Genomic DNA, 18306 nt, shown 5'->3' on the forward strand with positions numbered 1-18306 from the left:
ATGATTATTCACCTTGTTGCTTAAGCGTCTATGTGCAAAATCCGCAGGTGGTTGATCAAGCAAATCCTCAAATCTTATAGATCAATGTTCAGAACACTAATTTTTCGCTCTGCCGGCTTCTGTTTCCGCCCCGGTTTCCCGTGTTCTTTGCGTTGCTGGTTTGGAGCCGAAATTGTAGCTAAAACCTATCACCACATTACGGTTGGCATTATCGTTACGATAGGTAGCTTTCATGTTGCCCAAGTTGGTGATTTCGCCGGCTGAAAAGTTGCTTCTGAAGATATCCCTCGCGCTTAGCTTTATAGCGCCTTTGTTATTTAATATCTTTTTTTGCAAACCAATGTTAACCTGTTTGCGCTCCAGACTGGCAAACTGTCCCCAAACATTACGTGTTTGATAAAACGCGGTCAACTCGCCGCTCCAGCCTTTGCCAAAGGTAAACTGACTGGTGGTAGTGCTGTAAAAAAATGTGCGTGCCGATGTAAGGTAGGAGTTTTTAAGCTGCCCCTCATAGCTGTTACGATAAAGTTGGGCGTACAAACTAAAATTCCACCATTTGGCAGGCGACCAGGTAAGATTGGCGTTTATGCCTTTTGAGATGGTTTTACCCAGGTTAATAGAACTGGCATAAAAAATATCACCGTCCTGATAATCATGCTCTACCTGGAAGTTACTGGTGATTGCATATAATAGGCCCACTGTAAGTAGTTTTTTGTAAGTATAATTAAGCGCGTAATTGTTGGAGTATTGCGGGCGCAGAAACGGATTACCCACAAACGCGCTGTATTTGTCTAACACCACAACAAACGGGTTCAGATCCTGATAACCCGGGCGGTCAATGCGCCTGCCAAACGAGGCATTAATGGCATGTTTTCCGGTGGTATCTAATTTATATTGCAGGTATACTGTTGGAAACAGGCTCAAATACTTGTTTACAAAGGATGAGTCGGCCCCTTTAGTTTTGGCCAGCTGATGCCCGCGCGCATCAGTGTATTCCATTCGCAAGCCGGTTTGAAATGATAGCCTGCTCCACTCTTTGTTAAAATTAAGGTACGCGGCCTGTATAGCCTCCTTGTACAAAAACTGATTGGTACGGCCAATATCAACAGTTTGCGCACCGCTATTGCTGATATTATAGTAGCGCGCAGCATTATCTGTGTTTACATAGCTGGTTTTAACACCGGCAGAAAAAATAGCTTTATTTTTTAGGGGATGAGAATAATCTACCTTTGCTGTATAAATGTTGATTCGGGTGGGCAAGGTGTCAATAATATGCTGCCCTGCCGATGGCACTCCAAATTTGTCAAAAGACGTATTTTGAAAAATTTGTCGGCTGCGGTTATTATATCCAAGGTAATTAAGGTCAATACTTAACGACCGGCCCAGGCTGTCAAACCGGTGCAGCACGTTGAAATTAATGCCGCCGTTCTTATTGTTATTCCACGTGTTGTTATCCGCTATAATAGTTGAGTCTACATTGCCTGCAGCGTTTCTTAATATACTTGTAACCGGGTTTGGCGTGCGGCCAATTGTAAGGTTTCCGGATAATACTATACCTAAAGTAGTTTTAGCAGACAGGTCATAATCAAGTCCTAACTTAACATTGCCGTTTTTGGATTTTGAGCGAAAGTATGCTTCCTCTGTATAACTGCCTGTTTGAGCGCCTGCATTATCAAAGTATCTCCGGTTAAGGTCAAGCCGGCGGTAATAGTTTTGCAGATTGAATGCCGCGTTAGCGAAAAAGTTGAATTTACCCTTTCTATAGTTCAATGATAAACTCTCATTGGTGAACGGGTAAGCAGCCTTACCCGCCGAAGCATTGATGGTGCCGTTAAAACCAACTTTGTTAGATTTTTTGGTTTTGATATTGATAATACCTGCATTGCCCGCGGCATCATACCGGGCAGGTGGGTTGGGCATCAGTTCTATCTGAGCCAATTGCGACGCCGGGATAGAGCGCAGGTAGTTAGCCAGGTTATCGCCTGATAGATAGGTCGGCTTATCATCTATCATCACCATAATACCTGTTTTGCCTTTAAAAGTGATGTTGCCGCTCTGGTCTATTAACACGCCGGGCATTTTCTCCAAAACCTCTAAGGCGCTGGCACCGGTTGAGCTTATAGACGAACCAATGTTTACCACCGTGCGGTCAACTTTCTGCTCTATCACATCCCGCTCGGCGGTTATGTTAACTTCATCCAGTTTCACATCAGATTTTTGCAGTGTGATAACAGGCAGGTTCGCAACGCCCGACGAGGTGGTTATTCTGATCAGAGCGCTGCGGTAGGTTGCGTAACCAACGGCTGTAACTTCAACTACAAAATCGCCGGGCTTAACATCGTTAAAAACAAACCTGCCGTTAATATCTGTTTGCATGCTGGCTGCAGCCGTTGACCCTTGTTGTTTGAGCAGTTTAACTGTTGCAGCTATTGCCGGTTCGCCGGTAGGCTCATTTACCCGGCCTGCTATTTTGCCGGGAGTAGTTTGGGCTGCGGCAAAATTGAGAGCAAAGCAAAGCCAGGCGCTTAAAAAAGCGATAATTTTTGAGCTCATAAGTAAATGGATTAGGCTGCTTACTTAGCCTTGCGGATGTAAATATTACCGTTGTAGGTTTTCATCATTAGTTCGGGGCCACCGCCGCCAATTTTGCCGGTAAGCCATTCCTGGTCGCTATACCTGAATGTGCCATCTTTACTTTTGGTTACAGAGGGCGTGCTTGGAGCTACCGCTACGTCAAAGTCGCTTAAAACATCTCCATGATCTGTGTGTAATTTTACGTTAGCTTTGAGAGTGGCGGGTAAAGTAACATCAACAACACCGTTAAATGTGCTGAATGCCATTGCCGCATTAGGATCAGCGGATTTAAATGCAACCATTAAATTGCCGTTAGTAGTATTGGCAACTACTGAGCCGGATACATTGGTTAATTTTATACCGCCATTAACATTATTTACTTCGATATCGCCGCCAACATCATTGGCAGTAATAGAACCTCCGTTTACAGTGGCAAGTTTGATGCTGCTTGCGTTGCGGGGGATTCTTATTTTTAGATCGCTGCTTTTGCCGTTAACGCTGCCCGATATGTTTACTCTGTTACTTTTTTCATTAGCCACAACAGAATTGCTGCTGCCGCCTATTACTCTCATGCCACCAGCTTCACTGGTTTGAGCTTTAGATTTTGAAGCGTCAGGCAATATTTCCACAATAATATCTTTGCCGTCATAGCCTGCAACGTTAATAGAGCCTTTTAACAAGCTTACGTTGATACGGTAAGGCTTGCCCGGGTCGCTAAGCGCAATGGTGAGCTGTGCTTTTTGTTCGGTTTGAGCCATTGCCGGCCGGTAAACCGCAATGCAGGTAAAGAGTAGTATAAGGGTTTTTAAAGTCTTCATTTTAGTAAGTATTAAAAGTATTGAAATTTTTTAAGCTTATATTTTTTTGAGGTAGATATTTCCGTTCAGCGTTTCAAAGGTGGATAGCTTGCCCCCGTTGCCAATACGCAACCGGTTGTTCTTGTTTAATTTATAAACCGTCTCGCCCGAGTTGTTTTTTTGTTTAGTTGCATCGGTAACCACACTTTGGGTGTTTTCAAAATTGGTGTAGAACTGTCCGTTAAAACTTTTGTATTGCACATCGCCGGCAAAGGTGATAGGGTAGGTTACCTCTATTTTTCCGTTAATGGTTTTGTAATGGCTGGCATCGGCAGGTACAGCTAAAAAGGTGGCCGTTAGTTGGCCATTAACGGTTGTGGCATCAGTAGCGCCTTTTGCGTTGGTAATGTTAATGCTGCCATTTACATTATCAATGTTTAAAACGCCGTAAACATTATTTATGCTGATGTTGCCGTTGTTTATGGTAACAGCGCGAAGATTGATATTATTAGGCACTTTAACCGTATAGTTCAATTGAACATAATATCTTGGCCGTTCCTGCATCCTTGCACGCTCGGCCCTGAACTCCGGCCGGTTGTTTTCTGGTTTGGCGTTGTAAGCAATTATACTATCAGCAGTTTGAATAAAATCGGCCTTAAATTCGATCTTGCCTTTTTCCAGATCTTCGGTTGTATTGGCGCGGATGGTTTGTTCTGCTTCAATGATCACCTCATTGCCATTATAGCCTTCAATAGTAATGCTTCCGAAGGTATTGTACACCGCAAATTTTGTTTTTGCGGCTGTTGCTTTCAGCGTAAACTGCTTACTGATGTGGCTTGATGCCGTAAATTCTCCCTTTTTTTGGGCAAAAGCGTTGCCACATACTGCTAAAAGCAGTATCCATAATATCTTTTTCATGAAGTTTTAGGGGTTAGATTAAACTGTTAATAGTTTCTGTTACTTTCTCGCGTACGCCTTCGTTCAACTCCGGGTCTTTAAGTAGTTTTTTCAGTGGTTTTACCGCTCGTTTTTCCTGGAGCTTGAGCATCACGTCAGCAATGGCAGATTGCATCAGTGGCGACTCCTGCTGCGATACCGATCTGATTAAACCTTCTCTAACCTCCGGATGGTTAGCGAGTTTGGCCAGTGCTTCCAATGTGGTTAAACGCACATTCACATTGGGATCGTTATTCAGGGTGGTGAGTAGCGCGGCAATTACCTGCTGATCGGCGGTTTTTAATTCTTCGGTATAGCTCACAGCTTTTATCCGCTCAGATGCCGATGGGTTTTCCAGCATGGCCAGCATCATGGTTTGTTTCAACTCATTTACTTCGGTAGCTAATTGCGATAGTTGTTTATCCTGCTCACCGCCTTTGCCTTGCCAAAACACCAGGTATCCACAAAAAAAACTTATCAGTATCAGCGCAAACTGGTAGCTAACCGGCCATGCAGTTGGTTTGTTCCAAAGCTGCTTTAAACGATCAAACAACCCAGCCGATGCGTTTTTGACTGCTTCTTTTTGTTTAAAGTTATTCAGCATGGCATTAAAGTCGGCCTCCATGTTTGCTGGCGGTTCGGGTGCTTCAATCACTGCCATATGCTGCCAAACCGTTGTTAATGCAGCCAGTTCCGTGCGGCAGGCCGGGCAGGCTTTTAAATGCTGGTCCAACTCCGCCAACTGCGCCCCGGTAAGGCTGTTTTGCAGTTTGCCCATAAACAATTCTTCGTAGTGCTCACATTTCATATCGCTCTTTGTTTAATGTTGTTAAATAAATTTGTTTAAGCTGATGCATGGCTCTGTGCAACCGCACTTTAACCGCGCCCTCGCTTATCCCCAGTATTTCTGCCACCTCCTGGTTCTTCAGCTCCTGAAATTTGCTAAGCGATAGTATTTCACGCTCACCTTCGCTCAGCGTATTCATGGCGTTGCGCAATTGCTCTGCTGCCTGCTTTTTCTCAAAAGCTTCCTCCACATGCGAGTGACCGGGAACCTGGTCAACCATGTCATCAATATGCTCGCCGGCCATTGGCAGCTTGCGTTTGCGCCCCTGATCCTTGATGATATTACGCGCTATGGTGTACATCCAGTGCGTAAACTCACCGCTGCCGGTAAAGCTGTCGCGGTATTTTAGCATGCGGTAAAATACCTGTTGCGTCATGTCTTCGGCAACATCGCGCTGATACGTCATGTGATACAGAAAGTTGAACAACATTTTATGATGGCGTTTAAATAACAGTCCCATCAGGTCAAGGTTGCCGGCCTTTACTCTCAGCATTATAGCGTTATCAGTGATCGTGTTCAAGTATTAATGTGCGTTATTATCCATGTAAACTCCGGCAAAAAAAATTGGTTACAGAAAAATAGAAAATTTTTCTGTGCATGGTAAATGGTTGCCTGAACTAATACTATTCAGATTGAAGAATGTTAAAATTATTAACGCCCGGTGAGAGCAATTTAGAAGATCTACAACAACAACGTATCTATCCTGTGTGCATGCACCATGTTCATATCCGGCGCCCAGGCAAAAACGGTAAAATGCCCGTCTTGCGATGCTACCAGCGCAATGGCGTCGCGCTGATCGTGCACAAACTGGGCAGCTGCCAGGTGTCTTGTGCCGCCACTCTTGCTTGGCTGCACATAACGCGGTACCGAATCAATAACCGGTTCGGTAGTAATGATCTCTTCTACAGGCGAACCCGATTCAGAGCGGGCAACTTTGGCACCAAAAGCCAGTACCTCATAATCGCGGTTTATGATGGTTGCTCCGTCAACTGCCGTAAAGCCGCCAACGGTATCAATAGCCCGGTGAAGTGCTTCCCGCCAGCCCTCGCGTTGTCTTTCGGTGGCATTGGTGTGCATTAACGCCGTAACGCCGGTAAAAGGTGGTGTTACAGGGTAGGCCATGGGTTGAACAATAGACTTCATCCAATCTTCGGTGTAAGCAGATACGATCAAAACCAGGCCACCGCGTTTGTGTGACCTCATGGCTGCAGCCAGCTCCACTATGATATTAACAGATTCTTCCAGCAGGAAAGATGGCATGTTGGCCAATGAAGTAATGAGGCCCGGACAATGCAGTAAACCGGTATTCTGTTCGTCAATAACCTTTATCTCGTCGCCTTTAAGTACAGCTATGTTTACAAATTTGCCAAAGCCATCAATACGGCTATGTTTTACTACCAGCATGCCCGGCTCAACAACTTCTAAAACCATACAAATGCCCGGTATGGCTAAAGTAGTTCCCCAAACATATAATTCCTCCCCATCATACCATACGCCCAAATGTATACCCGGACTTTCAACCGCCGGTGCCAGTTTGGTTAAATTATGCGGCGTTAAGCGCAAACGATTGCCAAAAACCAGGGGGTGTATGGCCTGATCGGGCGGTAGCAAGGCTAACGATATTTTAGGCGATTTGCCTTCTTCCTTACGTAAACTGGCCCAAAAACATACATCTATAACAGCTTCAATAACACTGGCAGATGGGTCAAAGCCCAAATTGATAGCGCCGTCGGCACGTGCCTCCGCCAGGTGTGTAGCGAAATGTTCTTCAATAGTTTGTGCCACAACGCGGGCCGGTATATACGTAGGTTCTGATAACATTGCTGTTTTTTGCTGCGAAGCCTTTAAGGTAGTGATTTTAATGTTACCATCAAAAGTAGCTCAATTTGTTTTAATGATCGGTCATTGAATGTTAAAGATTGATAATGTTTAGGGGTTAAAGTTATATTGGTTTTTGTGCGAAATAATACCTGCTCAGTTTTACCTTTACGGTATGGAAAACCTCAAAATAATTACCTCTACCACCCGCCAGGGCAACAAAGGTATTGCTATTGCCAACTGGATAACGCAACTGGCTAAGCAAGACGAACGTTTTAACGTCGAACTGATCAGCCTTGCTGATTTTGATCTGCCGCTGATGGACGAGCCCAATCATCCGCGCATGCAGCAATATCAAAACGAATCGACAAAAAAATGGAGCGCTATTATTAACGGTGCCGATGCCTTTATCATTGTCTTGGCAGAGTATAATCACAGTTTTCCGGCTCCGATAAAAAACGCCCTTGATCACCTGTATAAAGAGTGGAACCACAAACCGGTGGGTGTTGTAAGTTACGGTGGACTGTCTGCAGGCCTGCGTTCATTCCAGGCGCTTAAGCCGGTGCTGAACGCGCTTAATATGGTGCCAGTGCTGGAGAGCGTTTCGGTGCCTTTCTTTACAAAATTTATTAATGATGAGGAAGAATTTGTTCCGGATGAAAGCGTAGTTAAGTCAGCGCATGTAATGCTGAATGAAATACACAAATGGAGCTTGACGCTAAAACCTATGCGGGTGAAGTAACATTTGGAATATAGCTATTTGATGTTATCAAGTAGTTGCAGTTGATCCGTTCGTTGTAAAGGCATTGTTGATCAGTTTTTTTTGATGCCGAGGATTTGCTGATTTTTAAGTTTGCGGTTTACAACTGACTGTAGCGCTATAAGTGAAGCATTGTACTAAACATTAAAATCAACCGAAAGACAATCAGCCATATAGTGTAAAACAGGTTTTTAACAGGTGTTAAATATGCCAAATGCTGTTAACTTTGCTGTGTAATGGCATATAAATACATTGATAATTACCGCGAGCAGGGTGCACGCAAAAAGCTGGTTGACGAACTGAAAAAAAAGGGTATTGAAGACCGCCAGGTATTGGAAGCTATTGCTAAAGTACCCCGCCATTACTTTTTCGACGAAACCTTCTGGAACCAGGCGTATAAGGACATTGCCTTCCCGATAGGCGAAGGGCAAACCATATCGCAACCCTACACCGTGGCTTACCAAACGCAGTTACTGCACATTAATAAAGGCGACAAGGTGTTGGAGATAGGCACCGGTTCGGGCTATCAAACTTGTATACTACTTGAAATGGGCGCCAAAGTATATACCATTGAGAGGCAGGAAAAATTATATGAGCGCACCAAACTGGTATTACCGCACATCGGCTATAAAGCCCGCTTTTTTTGCGGCGATGGCTCAAAAGGTATTGCCACACATGCTCCTTACAACAAAATTATAGTTACGGCAGGTGCACCAACGGTGCCTGATATATTGCTTGGTCAATTAACCATTGGCGGTACATTGGTAATTCCTGTGGGAGATTCTGAATCGCAAAAAATGGTTACCATACTAAAAACCGGAGAGCATGATTACGAAAAGCATGTGCTGGATACTTTCAGGTTTGTGCCGCTGGTAGGGGAGAGAGCCTGGTAGCCCCCTCCGCCCCCTAAAGGGGGAACTTTTGAAACGCTTAAAGCTTTCATGTTTTTGGTGTTCCCCCTTTAGGGGGTTAGGGGGCTAACGTTTCATTGCCCTGTCCATCTCCACCTTGGTATCACGCTCTTTAAGGGTTTCTCGCTTGTCAAAGGTTTTCTTGCCTTGAGCCAGTGCTATTTCCAGTTTGGCAAAGCCACGATCGCTGATAAAGAGGGCTAACGGCACAATGGTTAAGCCTTTTTCTTCTCCGCGGGTAAGCAACTTTTTAAGTTCCTTTTTATTGAGTAGGAGTACACGGTCGCGTTTTGCCTCGTGGTTATAAAATGAGCCGAAAGAATATTCTGAGATATGCAGGTTGCGCACATAAAGTTCACCACCTATAAAAGTGCAAAAGGCATCGTTAATATTAGCCTTGCCATCCCGTATAGATTTGATCTCGGTACCCAACAGTTTTATGCCTGCTACATACTTGTCCAGTATATGGTACTCAAAATAGGCTTTCTTATTTTTTATGTAGACTTTATCCTGACTCATAGCCTGCAAACTTACTGTTTTTGGTGATTAGTTGATTGGAGATTAGTGACTAGAGATTAGTTAAGCTTGCGTACCACTAATCTCTGATCAACCAGTCACTAATCAACTAATATTAACTCTTCACTACCAACACCGGCACATCAACCATATGCCGTACTTTATTAACGGTTGTACCGAAAATAAGGTCCTTTATAGCTTTATGCCCGTGCGAACCCATTACTACGAATTCAATTTTTTCACCTTCCACAATTTTTGTAATGGACTTGGCCGGCGTACCAAAGCCAACTTTGGCCTGGGCATTATAACCCAGTTTTTGCATGGCCACTACATACTGTTCAATATTATCAAAATCGCTTTGTGTTTCATGGTCCATTACCTCACCGCCATAATATTGGGCACCGGCAGTTTCTACCACGTGTATAAGCGTATACAATGCTTTTTTGCCGCCCTGCATAATACCATGCCTGATGGTGTTGGTGTCATTTTTTGAGAAATCAATAGTAATGCCAATATGGTTGTATTGTATAGCATCCAAGTCTTTAATTACAGATGCAATGCCATGGGGAATAAATATAGGGTCATCCCGGTGTTTAAACAGCAACGGACGAAAAAATACGTAAAGCAGCAATGCACCAATCCCAAACGCAATCGGAATTACCAAAGCATATATCCAAACAAGCGAAGCGCCTGACGATTCATTTATCCAGCCTGATATTTCCTCATAAACCAATTTAGCATTTAAGCCTACAATAATTAAAGCGCTGGCCCACGCACCTAATTTGGTCCATTTGCCGATAGAAAAACTGCCCATCTTTTGGCGATCGCTGGTAAAATGGATAAGCGGGATAATGGCAAAACCTAGTTGCAAACTCAGCACCACCTGACTTAATATCAGCAGATTGCCCAGTCCGTCTTCGCCAAAATATAATATAGTGAAGACTGCAGGTACAATAGCCAAAGCTCTTGTCAATAAACGGCGTAGCCAGGGCTCCATACGCAGGTTAACATGTCCCTCCATAATAATTTGCCCTGCAAGTGTGCCGGTAATGGTAGAACTTTGCCCCGCAGCTATCAGCGCAATAGCGAACAGTACCGGCGCTGTTTTACCAAAAATATTTTCGAGTAGTTTATAAGCATCCTGTATCTCGGCAACCTCAAAATAACCGTTGCGATAGAAGGCGCTTGCAGCCAGTATTAGTATGGCAGCGTTTACCAAAAATGCCAGGTTGAGCGCTATCACCGTATCAAAAAAGTTGAAGCGGATTGCGGTTTTGATGCCTTCGTCGGTACGCACTATTTGCCGTGTTTGTACCAGGGATGAATGAAGGTATAAATTATGCGGCATCACCGTAGCTCCAATAATACCAATAGCAATGTACAATGAACTGCCGGATAGGTTAGTGGGGATAAAACCTTTTGCCACTTCCACCACATCAGGCTGTACAATGAACATCTCCACCAAAAACGATAACCCAACAACCGATATCAGTGATATAATAAACACCTCCAGTTTACGCATACCTTTGTTCATCAGGAAGAGCATCAGCACGGTATCGGTTATTGTGAGCAATACACCCCAGATGAGCGGCAGATCAAATAATAAGTTCAAGCCAATGGCCATCCCGATGATCTCGGCCAGATCGCAGGCTATAATTGCTAACTGGGCCAGTATATACAGAAATAGATTTACCACCCGCGGATAGGCATTTTTGGAAGCCTGCGCCAGATCCAATCCCCTTACTATACCCAAACGCGCGCTTAACGATTGCAACAGCAACGCTATAAGGTTGGATGCCAGCAGAACCCATATCAGCTTATAGCCAAACGCGCTGCCACCGGCAATATCGGTAGCCCAGTTGCCGGGGTCCATGTAACCTACGCTCACCAGGTAAGCCGGTCCCAAAAAGGCCAATATTTTACGCCAGCCGGTTTTATTTTCTGTATTCACCGAGCCGTGTACATCGGCTAATGATTCTTTACCCGTGTTCATATCGCTATTAATAAATTATCTGCCACCTCACGGCTTATGTTTATGCTTGTACCTTCTACCGTTAAAACAACAGAGCGGTCGTAATTGACGATCTCTTTTACAAATATTTTTCTGCCGATGGTGAGCTGAAGCCGTTCCAGGTACTGCAAAAAAGCAGGGGAGTGATCACGTACGCCTGATACAGTGCCGCAGTCATCTACTTCCAATTCCGCAATGCATTTTAAATGGTTGGTTTTGAATTTGCCATGGCGGTCGGGTATAGGGTCTCCATGCGGGTCGTGGCCGGGGTAGCCCATAAATTTATCCAGGCGGTCAATCAATTCAACTGATGATATGTGCTCCATTTCCTCGGCCATATCATGCACTTCATCCCATTTAAAGTTAAGTTTCTCCACCAAAAAATACTCCCACAAACGATGCCTTCTAATAATGTTTACCGCTATTTTCTCCCCGGCAGGGGTTAGGCTTACCCCTTGGTATTTAGCGTAATTAATGAGCAGTTTATCGGCCAGTTTTTTAAGCATATCCGTTACTGATGCTGCTTTGGTATTTAAGGCCGCGGCAATTTGATTAGTGCTCACGTTAGCATCATTTAATGATAAATGGTATATCGCTTTTAAATAATTTTCTTCGGCTAATGTATTCATTTAAACAAATCTAATTAAAAATTTAGACTTGCCTAAAAAATGCATAAAATTTAATTCTTTTATTAAATGTTACGAAAAATTTAATTTTGTACATTGTACAAAAATTGCAAACATGGCAGCTGAATTAGATAAAATTGACCTCCAGATACTTAAGATTTTACAGGAAAACGGACGCATAACCAATCTGCAGTTATCTAACGAAATTGGTTTGTCGCCGGCGCCTACTTTGGAGCGTGTGCGTAAATTGGAGAATGCCGGTTACATAAAAAGTTACCATGCTTTGGTTGATGAGGAGAAACTGGGTTTAGGTATAAAAACCTTCATTCAGATATCGTTAGACTTCCATCAGAAGAATACCATTCAAACTTTTATTGACGAGATAAAGCACATTAAAGAAGTTACCGAATGCCATCACGTAACCGGCCAGTGCGATTTTCTGCTGAAAGTTTATGTACGCGACATTAAATCATACGAGCAACTCATTATGGAAAAGATCAGCCGCATCAGCGTGGTTAAAACTTTCCAAACCATGATGATTATGAGCACCAGTAAAAAGGAACCGATAGTGCCGCTGGAGTATTAAGCCCCCTAACCCCCTAAAGGGGGAACACCAAAAAGAAGCGGCCTGTCATGCAATATGACAAGCCGCTTCTTTTGCTTTAGTGGTTTCAAAAGTTCCCCCTTTAGGGGGCAGAGGGGGGTTACCACTTGATCGGCTCCTTCCCCACCTTCTCCAAATAGGCATTCGTTTTAGAAAAAGGCTTTGATCCGAAGAAATTACCTTTTATAACCGCCATGGGCGATGGGTGGCTTGATTTGATGATGAGGTGCTTGCTTTCATCTATCAGCACTGCTTTTGACTGGGCGTAGGCTCCCCACAATATAAACACAACACCTGTTTTTTGATCAGATATGGTTTTGATAACGGTATCAGTAAACTGCTCCCAACCTTTCTTTTGATGTGAGCCTGCCTCGCCTGCTCGTACAGTTAGCGTGGCGTTTAACAATAATACGCCTTGCTCGGCCCAATGGGTTAAGTCACCGCTGCGGGGTATGGTAAAGCCCGGTATGTCCGTAGCTAATTCTTTGTAAATATTTTGCAGCGATGGGGGAGTAGCCACACCTTTTTGAACGGAGAATGACAGCCCATGCGCCTGATTGGGGCCGTGATAAGGGTCCTGCCCAATAATTACCACCTTTACTTCATCAAAAGGGGTTTTCAAAAAAGCGTTAAAAATATCGCTGTTTTTAGGATAAATGGTTTTGCCCGCCAGTTTCTCCTGTTTTAAAAATTCGCGCAGTTTAAGCATGTAATCTTTCTCAAACTCATTACCCAAAACCTTAAGCCACGAGGCTTCTAATTCTACCGCCATAAATGTTTATGCAACTGTTGATTTACAGTGCAAATAAACGGATATTTGCACTCTGATTTTTAACAGGATTAAAAGAAAATTATGTCGAATATTACAAGGCTGATAATAGCCTGCACCATTTTAGGTGGTGCTATAGCACTTTGTGTTTTTGGTTTATGGGGATGGGGCATACCTGTGTTTTTAATAGGTGTTTTAGTGCTGGTTACCTTCTTTTTTAACGAGAACATGCTGGTTGCACAGTACTTTTTACGTAAAGAAAATTTAGATAAGGCCGAAGAGTGGCTGAATAAAATAACTGATTACGAGAAACAATTGCATAAACAGCAGCACGGTTATTATAACCTGCTGATAGGTTTGATCGAATCTCGTAAGCAGCCTATGAAGTCTGAAAAGTACTTTAAAAAAGCTTTGACGCTGGGTATGACCATGTCGCACAACACAGCCCTGGCCAAAATAAGTTTGGCAGGTATAGCCATGGCAAAGCGCAACAAGCGCGAGGCGCAAATGTATTTATCAGAAGCTACTAAGGATGATAAAAATAAACTGCTGGCCGACCAGATAAAAATGATGAAAGGGCAACTGGCGCAAATGGATAAGCAAATAGTAAAAGGCTTCCGCCCGCAGTATTAAAAGATAGGAAAGGCAAAAAATAAAATAGGCTTTAAACCCCAACGGTTTAAGGCCTATTTGTCTTCGATAGAACCGAAATAGCTGGGTTCAATTCTGTTAAAGTCTGCTCTTGATGAATAGCGCTCGGTAAGCTCAGCCTCAGCAGCCGGATCAGCAACTTCAACAATTTTCAACAAACTTCTGATAAACGACAGATTAAAGTTTTGTCTGTTCAGTTTTATCAGGTATTCGTTTTCTGTTATTTCTAAAATAGAATTAGTCATAATCTTTGTATTAAATGTATGTATGTAAAAATAATCAACACATTCAATGCCAAAGTTTTGCCAATTTTATTATTCTATTAAAGAATTGTTAACAACTGATGTTAGTTATTAGTTACTTAACTTAATTAAGTGCGGACATATATAACTAAACACAGCATGAAGAAATTAATTTGATACCTTATTATTCTTCAGTTCAGGTCTGTTTCTTATCATTGTCCAATATTCCTCTCTTATATCGTCATCTATTGGTGTAGCCTGTTTGGAGTATAACGCATCACTACCATCCTTTTTACAACCAGATATCCAATACTCTTCGTTACTCGAGGTTTCAATGCAGTTATGTTTATAGCCGCTTTTCGTTTTTATGAATTCCTGGCCTTTGTAATACATTGAGCGGCCGGTTTTTGAAAATTCAACACGACCAATTCGCGCTTCGCCTGTAATACTTCCGGCTTTTCGTTCAATGTACATTATGCGGCTTTTCATTTTAATATTGCTTTACTCAAACCAGGCCATTACCACGTCTTTAGCGGGCATGGTAATATCCAGTTTCAGTTTTTTGCGCATACCGCCCAAATCATTAAATACCTTGTTAGGGTTACCAGCTTTCAACTCTTCAACAGTATTAAAGCCCATTTTATTTAATACAGGCACCCACTCGGCAGGTACGCCAATGTTGGTAAAATCTTCAACGGTAGCTACTTTAGCTTTCTTCTCAGGGCGCATTTGCGGGAAGAACAGTACTTCCTGTATGGTAGTTTGATTGGTCATCAGCATTACCAAACGGTCAATACCAATACCCAGGCCAGATGTTGGCGGCATACCATATTCAAGGGCGCGTAAAAAGTCATCATCCATTGCCATGGCTTCATCATCACCTCTGCCTGCTAATACCAGTTGCTCTTCAAAACGTTCGCGCTGATCAATCGGGTCGTTCAACTCAGAGTAGGCGTTGCCTATTTCTTTACCGTTAACAAATAACTCAAAACGCTCTACCAAGCCTTCTTTGCTGCGGTGCTTTTTAGCCAGCGGGGTCATTTCAATTGGATAGTCGGTTATGAATGTTGGCTGTATTAAATGAGCCTCCACTTTAGCGCTGAATATCTCGTCTATCAGTTTCCCTTTACCCATGGTGCCGTCTACCTCAATGCCCAATTCGGCACAGGTTTGGCGTAAACCGGCTTCGTCCATGGCCGATACATCAATGCCTGTATATTTCTGGATAGACTCATACATGGTTAAACGTACGTACGGGCCTGCAAAGTTAATTTCGTTGGCGCCCACCTGCACCGCGGCAATACCATGTACGGCACGGGTTACATGCTCCAGGCAACGCTCCACCATGTCCATCATCCATACATAATCTTTATAAGCTACGTAGATCTCCATAGCGGTAAACTCCGGGTTATGGGTGCGGTCCATGCCCTCGTTACGGAACATTTTACCAAACTCAAACACGCCATCAAAACCTGCTACTATCAAACGTTTTAAATACAACTCATTGGCGATACGAAGATACAAAGGCATATCCAACGTGTTGTGGTGCGTATTGAACGGACGCGCTGCCGCACCTCCGTGTACTGCCTGCAATATGGGGGTTTCCACCTCCATCCAACCCTGAGCGGTAAAGAACTCGCGCATGGCGCTAATTACTTTTGAGCGTTTGATGAAGATCTGTTTAAAATCGGGGTTAACCGTTAAATCAACATAACGCTGACGGTAACGCATTTCCGGGTCGGTAAAACCATCGTGAATGTTGCCATCCTCATCGCGCTTTACCACCGGCAGCGGTTTTAATGATTTAGCCAACAGGGTCAACTCCTGCACGTGTACAGATATCTCGCCGGTTTGAGTCAAAAACACATAGCCTTTAACGCCTATGTAATCGCCAATATCCAGTTTCTTTTTAAATACTTCGTTGTAAAGCGTTTTGTCTTCGCCGGGGCAAATATCATCGCGCTTTACATAAACCTGTATACGTCCGGTTGAATCCTGCAGTTCGGCAAATGATGCGCTGCCCATAATACGGCGGCTCATAATACGGCCGGCCAGCGTTACCTGTTTATACTTATCCTCGTCAGATTTAAAATTATCGGCAATTTCCTGTGCGAAGGCGGTAACCTTATACTCTTCGGCAGGATAGGGATCAATACCTAAGGCGCGAAGCTGTTGTAATGATTCGCGGCGAATAATTTCCTGTTCGGATAATGCAATACTCATAATGTATGTAACGCTATATAAATAAGGCTGCAAAAATAGGATTTTTAGTTGATTGGTAGTAAGAGATTGGTGATTGAAGATTAAAGATTAGTATTCAATGTCGCTTATAAGTGCGATTAAGATGCGAGGCCGCTAATCTTTAATCACCAATCTTTAATCTTCAATAACTAATTCGCCCCATTAACAACAAAGTAATAGCTTTTGATGCTTATGTTATACTCTGCTAATTGCTTAACATTTGGGCAATGTATGCTGTTGATACCGAAGTTGTAATTCCTAAGTACCCGTTGGCTGCTAATGAGGCAACTGGTAATACCATGTTATCTGTTAACACAGCTAATTGCTCGGTAAACTATAACCGCGCCGACTTTTTAGTTCCTCACCGTAAAGATTATTATTTCCTGGTATTTGTAAAGCAGGGTAGCAGCAGGCATTGGATAGATATGAAGCCATATACCATTAAGCCTGATACGCTGTATTTTAGCACGCCACAACAAATAAATTTAAAAGAGGAACCTAAACCTTTTACCGGCTTGAGCATTGCTTTTACAGAAGAGTTTTTGGCGATGCATGAAAATGACATGGTTAGAAACCTTCCCATCATTTTAAATCCTCACAACGGGCATCAACTTGATCTGAACGCAGGTGATTTAGTTTTTGTAGAAGATATATTGAACAAGATATATTATGAGTACCATACAAAACAAAACTGGCAACAGAGCATGCTGATGGGGTTTATGCAAATTTTACTCATCTACCTAAGTCGGCTTTACACCGCGCAGTTTAATAACGCGGCACAAGGTAATGAACGCATCCTTCTGCAAAAGTATCTGCAAAAAATTGAGTCGTCTTTTACTCAACTGCATGATGTGGTGAGCTATGCAGATATGTTAAATATCTCTGCCGGGCATTTAAGCGAGGTGGTAAAACAGCAAAGCGGAGAGCCTGCAATTGTGCATATACACAAACGCCTTGTGTTGGAGGCTAAACGTTTACTTTTTCATACGGATCAATCCATTAAAGAAATAGCCTTTATGCTGGGGTTTGAAGATGCATCCTACTTTAACCGTTTTTTTAAAAGGCTGGTTAATGATACACCTGTAGCCTATCGTACCCGCATCCGCGAAATGTACCATTAAAACCTCTAAGAGTGCTGTTGCCGCTAACAATGCTGCGTTAACTTTGTATCAGATTACAAAGCAGATACAAATGAAAAAAGCATTAATTACAGGGGCCAATAAAAGCATTGGCTTTGAAACGGCAAGGCAGTTGCTGCAAAAAGAATACTATGTTTATCTGGGCGCCAGAGATATAACTAAGGGTAACGAGGCGGTGGCCCAGCTGAAAAGCGAAGGATTTGATAACGTTGAACTATTGCAGATAGATGTAAGCGACCCATCATCCGTTGCAGAGGCGGGTAAAAAAATAACAGAGCTTGACGTTTTGATCAACAATGCCGGCATATTAGGCGGCTGGGAGCAGTCTGCGCAAACCGCAAGTCTTGATGTTATAAAAGAGGTTTTCAATACTAACTTTTTCGGGGCCATCAACGTAGCGCAGACTTTTTTAGATGCACTGAAAAAATCGGATGAGCCGCGTATTGTTAACGTAACATCAGGCCTTGGTTCTTTAACACTGCACTCAGACCCCAACTGGAAGTATTACCAGGTAAAGAACGCCGCATATGGTCCGTCCAAATCAGCTTTAAATGCTTACACCATTGTATTAGCTTATGAGTTGAAGGACACTAATTTTAAAATAAACGCGGTTGATCCCGGTTATACGCAAACAGATTTTAATCATCATAATGGTCCCGGTAAAGTAGAAGATGCCGCTGCAATTGTAGTTAAGTATGCAACCATTGGTAATGACGGCCCTACCGGTAAATTTTTTAGTAAGGATATGGACGGAGACAGCGAAGAAAGCCCGTGGTAGGAGCTAGTTGATTGGAGATTAGTGATTAGTTGACTGGTATTGTGACTAGTTTTCTTTAAACCAAAACTAATCACTAATCTCCAATC

At 43.1% G+C, this 18306-nt stretch carries 19 protein-coding genes; 6 read left to right on the forward strand and 13 right to left on the reverse strand.

Features of this window, described 5'->3' with window-relative positions; genetic code table 11:
• Positions 1–96: 96 nt before the first annotated feature.
• The 6 genes from CLV57_RS05970 to CLV57_RS05995 form a co-directional block, all read right to left on the reverse strand.
• Positions 97–2553 (reverse strand): outer membrane beta-barrel family protein, encoded by a 2457-nt coding sequence (locus CLV57_RS05970; RefSeq protein ID WP_100340402.1) that lies wholly within the window; start codon positions 2551–2553, stop codon positions 97–99.
• A gap of 20 nt (positions 2554–2573) precedes the next feature.
• On the reverse strand, positions 2574–3392 hold the full coding sequence (locus CLV57_RS05975) for a DUF4097 family beta strand repeat-containing protein (RefSeq protein ID WP_100340403.1): 819 nt from the start codon (positions 3390–3392) through the stop codon (positions 2574–2576).
• A gap of 36 nt (positions 3393–3428) precedes the next feature.
• On the reverse strand, positions 3429–4289 hold the full coding sequence (locus tag CLV57_RS05980; protein WP_100340404.1) for a DUF4097 family beta strand repeat-containing protein: 861 nt from the start codon (positions 4287–4289) through the stop codon (positions 3429–3431).
• A gap of 13 nt (positions 4290–4302) precedes the next feature.
• On the reverse strand, positions 4303–5115 hold the full coding sequence (locus tag CLV57_RS05985; RefSeq protein ID WP_100340405.1) for a HEAT repeat domain-containing protein: 813 nt from the start codon (positions 5113–5115) through the stop codon (positions 4303–4305).
• Entirely contained in the window at positions 5105–5647 is a 543-nt protein-coding gene (locus tag CLV57_RS05990; RefSeq protein WP_100341328.1) for an RNA polymerase sigma factor, read from the reverse strand. The genes CLV57_RS05985 and CLV57_RS05990 overlap by 11 nt, the downstream gene beginning before the upstream one ends.
• Before the next feature lie 188 nt (positions 5648–5835).
• A complete protein-coding gene (locus tag CLV57_RS05995; protein WP_100340406.1) occupies positions 5836–6975 on the reverse strand; it encodes a putative sensor domain DACNV-containing protein in 1140 nt (379 codons plus the stop codon).
• A 172-nt stretch (positions 6976–7147) separates the two neighbouring features.
• Between CLV57_RS05995 and CLV57_RS06000 the strand changes: the two genes are divergently transcribed.
• Positions 7148–7714, forward strand: coding sequence for an NADPH-dependent FMN reductase (locus CLV57_RS06000; RefSeq protein WP_100340407.1), 567 nt, complete (start codon positions 7148–7150; stop codon positions 7712–7714).
• A 254-nt stretch (positions 7715–7968) separates the two neighbouring features.
• Positions 7969–8625 carry a protein-L-isoaspartate(D-aspartate) O-methyltransferase gene (locus CLV57_RS06005; protein ID WP_100340408.1) on the forward strand — a complete coding sequence of 219 codons (657 nt, stop codon included), beginning with the start codon at positions 7969–7971 and terminating at the stop codon, positions 8623–8625.
• A gap of 84 nt (positions 8626–8709) precedes the next feature.
• Here the strand turns inward: CLV57_RS06005 and smpB are convergent, their stop codons facing one another.
• From smpB to CLV57_RS06020, 3 genes are all read right to left on the reverse strand, one after another.
• On the reverse strand, positions 8710–9162 hold the full coding sequence (smpB, locus tag CLV57_RS06010; protein WP_100340409.1) for an SsrA-binding protein SmpB: 453 nt from the start codon (positions 9160–9162) through the stop codon (positions 8710–8712).
• A 112-nt stretch (positions 9163–9274) separates the two neighbouring features.
• Positions 9275–11152 carry an Nramp family divalent metal transporter gene (locus CLV57_RS06015; RefSeq protein WP_100340410.1) on the reverse strand — a complete coding sequence of 626 codons (1878 nt, stop codon included), beginning with the start codon at positions 11150–11152 and terminating at the stop codon, positions 9275–9277.
• Positions 11149–11799, reverse strand: coding sequence for a metal-dependent transcriptional regulator (locus CLV57_RS06020; RefSeq protein ID WP_100340411.1), 651 nt, complete (start codon positions 11797–11799; stop codon positions 11149–11151). Before CLV57_RS06020 ends, CLV57_RS06015 begins: the two co-directional genes overlap by 4 nt.
• A 112-nt stretch (positions 11800–11911) precedes the next feature.
• Here CLV57_RS06020 and CLV57_RS06025 point away from each other — a divergent pair, with 112 nt between their 5' ends.
• Positions 11912–12382 carry an Lrp/AsnC family transcriptional regulator gene (locus tag CLV57_RS06025; protein WP_100341329.1) on the forward strand — a complete coding sequence of 157 codons (471 nt, stop codon included), beginning with the start codon at positions 11912–11914 and terminating at the stop codon, positions 12380–12382.
• 118 nt (positions 12383–12500) lie between these two features.
• Here the strand turns inward: CLV57_RS06025 and ung are convergent, their stop codons facing one another.
• Complete coding sequence (gene ung / locus CLV57_RS06030) at positions 12501–13172, reverse strand: uracil-DNA glycosylase (protein WP_100340412.1); 672 nt, start codon at positions 13170–13172, stop codon at positions 12501–12503.
• A gap of 81 nt (positions 13173–13253) precedes the next feature.
• On the opposite strand from ung, the gene CLV57_RS06035 reads away from it, so the two are divergent.
• Complete coding sequence (locus CLV57_RS06035; RefSeq protein ID WP_100340413.1) at positions 13254–13802, forward strand: tetratricopeptide repeat protein; 549 nt, start codon at positions 13254–13256, stop codon at positions 13800–13802.
• Between the two features lie 53 nt (positions 13803–13855).
• Here CLV57_RS06035 and CLV57_RS06040 read toward each other — a convergent pair whose 3' ends face one another.
• The 3 genes from CLV57_RS06040 to lysS all read right to left on the reverse strand — a co-directional run bounded on the left by CLV57_RS06040 (position 13856) and on the right by lysS (position 16285).
• Positions 13856–14065, reverse strand: coding sequence for a hypothetical protein (locus tag CLV57_RS06040; RefSeq protein ID WP_100340414.1), 210 nt, complete (start codon positions 14063–14065; stop codon positions 13856–13858).
• 165 nt (positions 14066–14230) lie between these two features.
• Positions 14231–14551: a hypothetical protein gene (locus tag CLV57_RS06045; protein WP_211290031.1), complete on the reverse strand. Its 321-nt coding sequence runs from the start codon at positions 14549–14551 to the stop codon at positions 14231–14233.
• A 12-nt stretch (positions 14552–14563) separates the two neighbouring features.
• Positions 14564–16285: a lysine--tRNA ligase gene (lysS, locus tag CLV57_RS06050; protein WP_100340415.1), complete on the reverse strand. Its 1722-nt coding sequence runs from the start codon at positions 16283–16285 to the stop codon at positions 14564–14566.
• 245 nt (positions 16286–16530) lie between these two features.
• On the opposite strand from lysS, the gene CLV57_RS06055 reads away from it, so the two are divergent.
• Positions 16531–17424 carry a helix-turn-helix domain-containing protein gene (locus CLV57_RS06055; RefSeq protein ID WP_100340416.1) on the forward strand — a complete coding sequence of 298 codons (894 nt, stop codon included), beginning with the start codon at positions 16531–16533 and terminating at the stop codon, positions 17422–17424.
• A 70-nt stretch (positions 17425–17494) separates the two neighbouring features.
• Positions 17495–18220, forward strand: a complete 726-nt coding sequence (locus tag CLV57_RS06060) for an SDR family oxidoreductase (protein WP_100340417.1) — start codon at positions 17495–17497, stop codon at positions 18218–18220.
• Positions 18221–18306: the final 86 nt, after the last annotated feature.

Origin of the sequence: Mucilaginibacter auburnensis (assembly GCF_002797815.1) — a bacterium.
GTDB classification, from domain to species: domain Bacteria; phylum Bacteroidota; class Bacteroidia; order Sphingobacteriales; family Sphingobacteriaceae; genus Mucilaginibacter; species Mucilaginibacter auburnensis.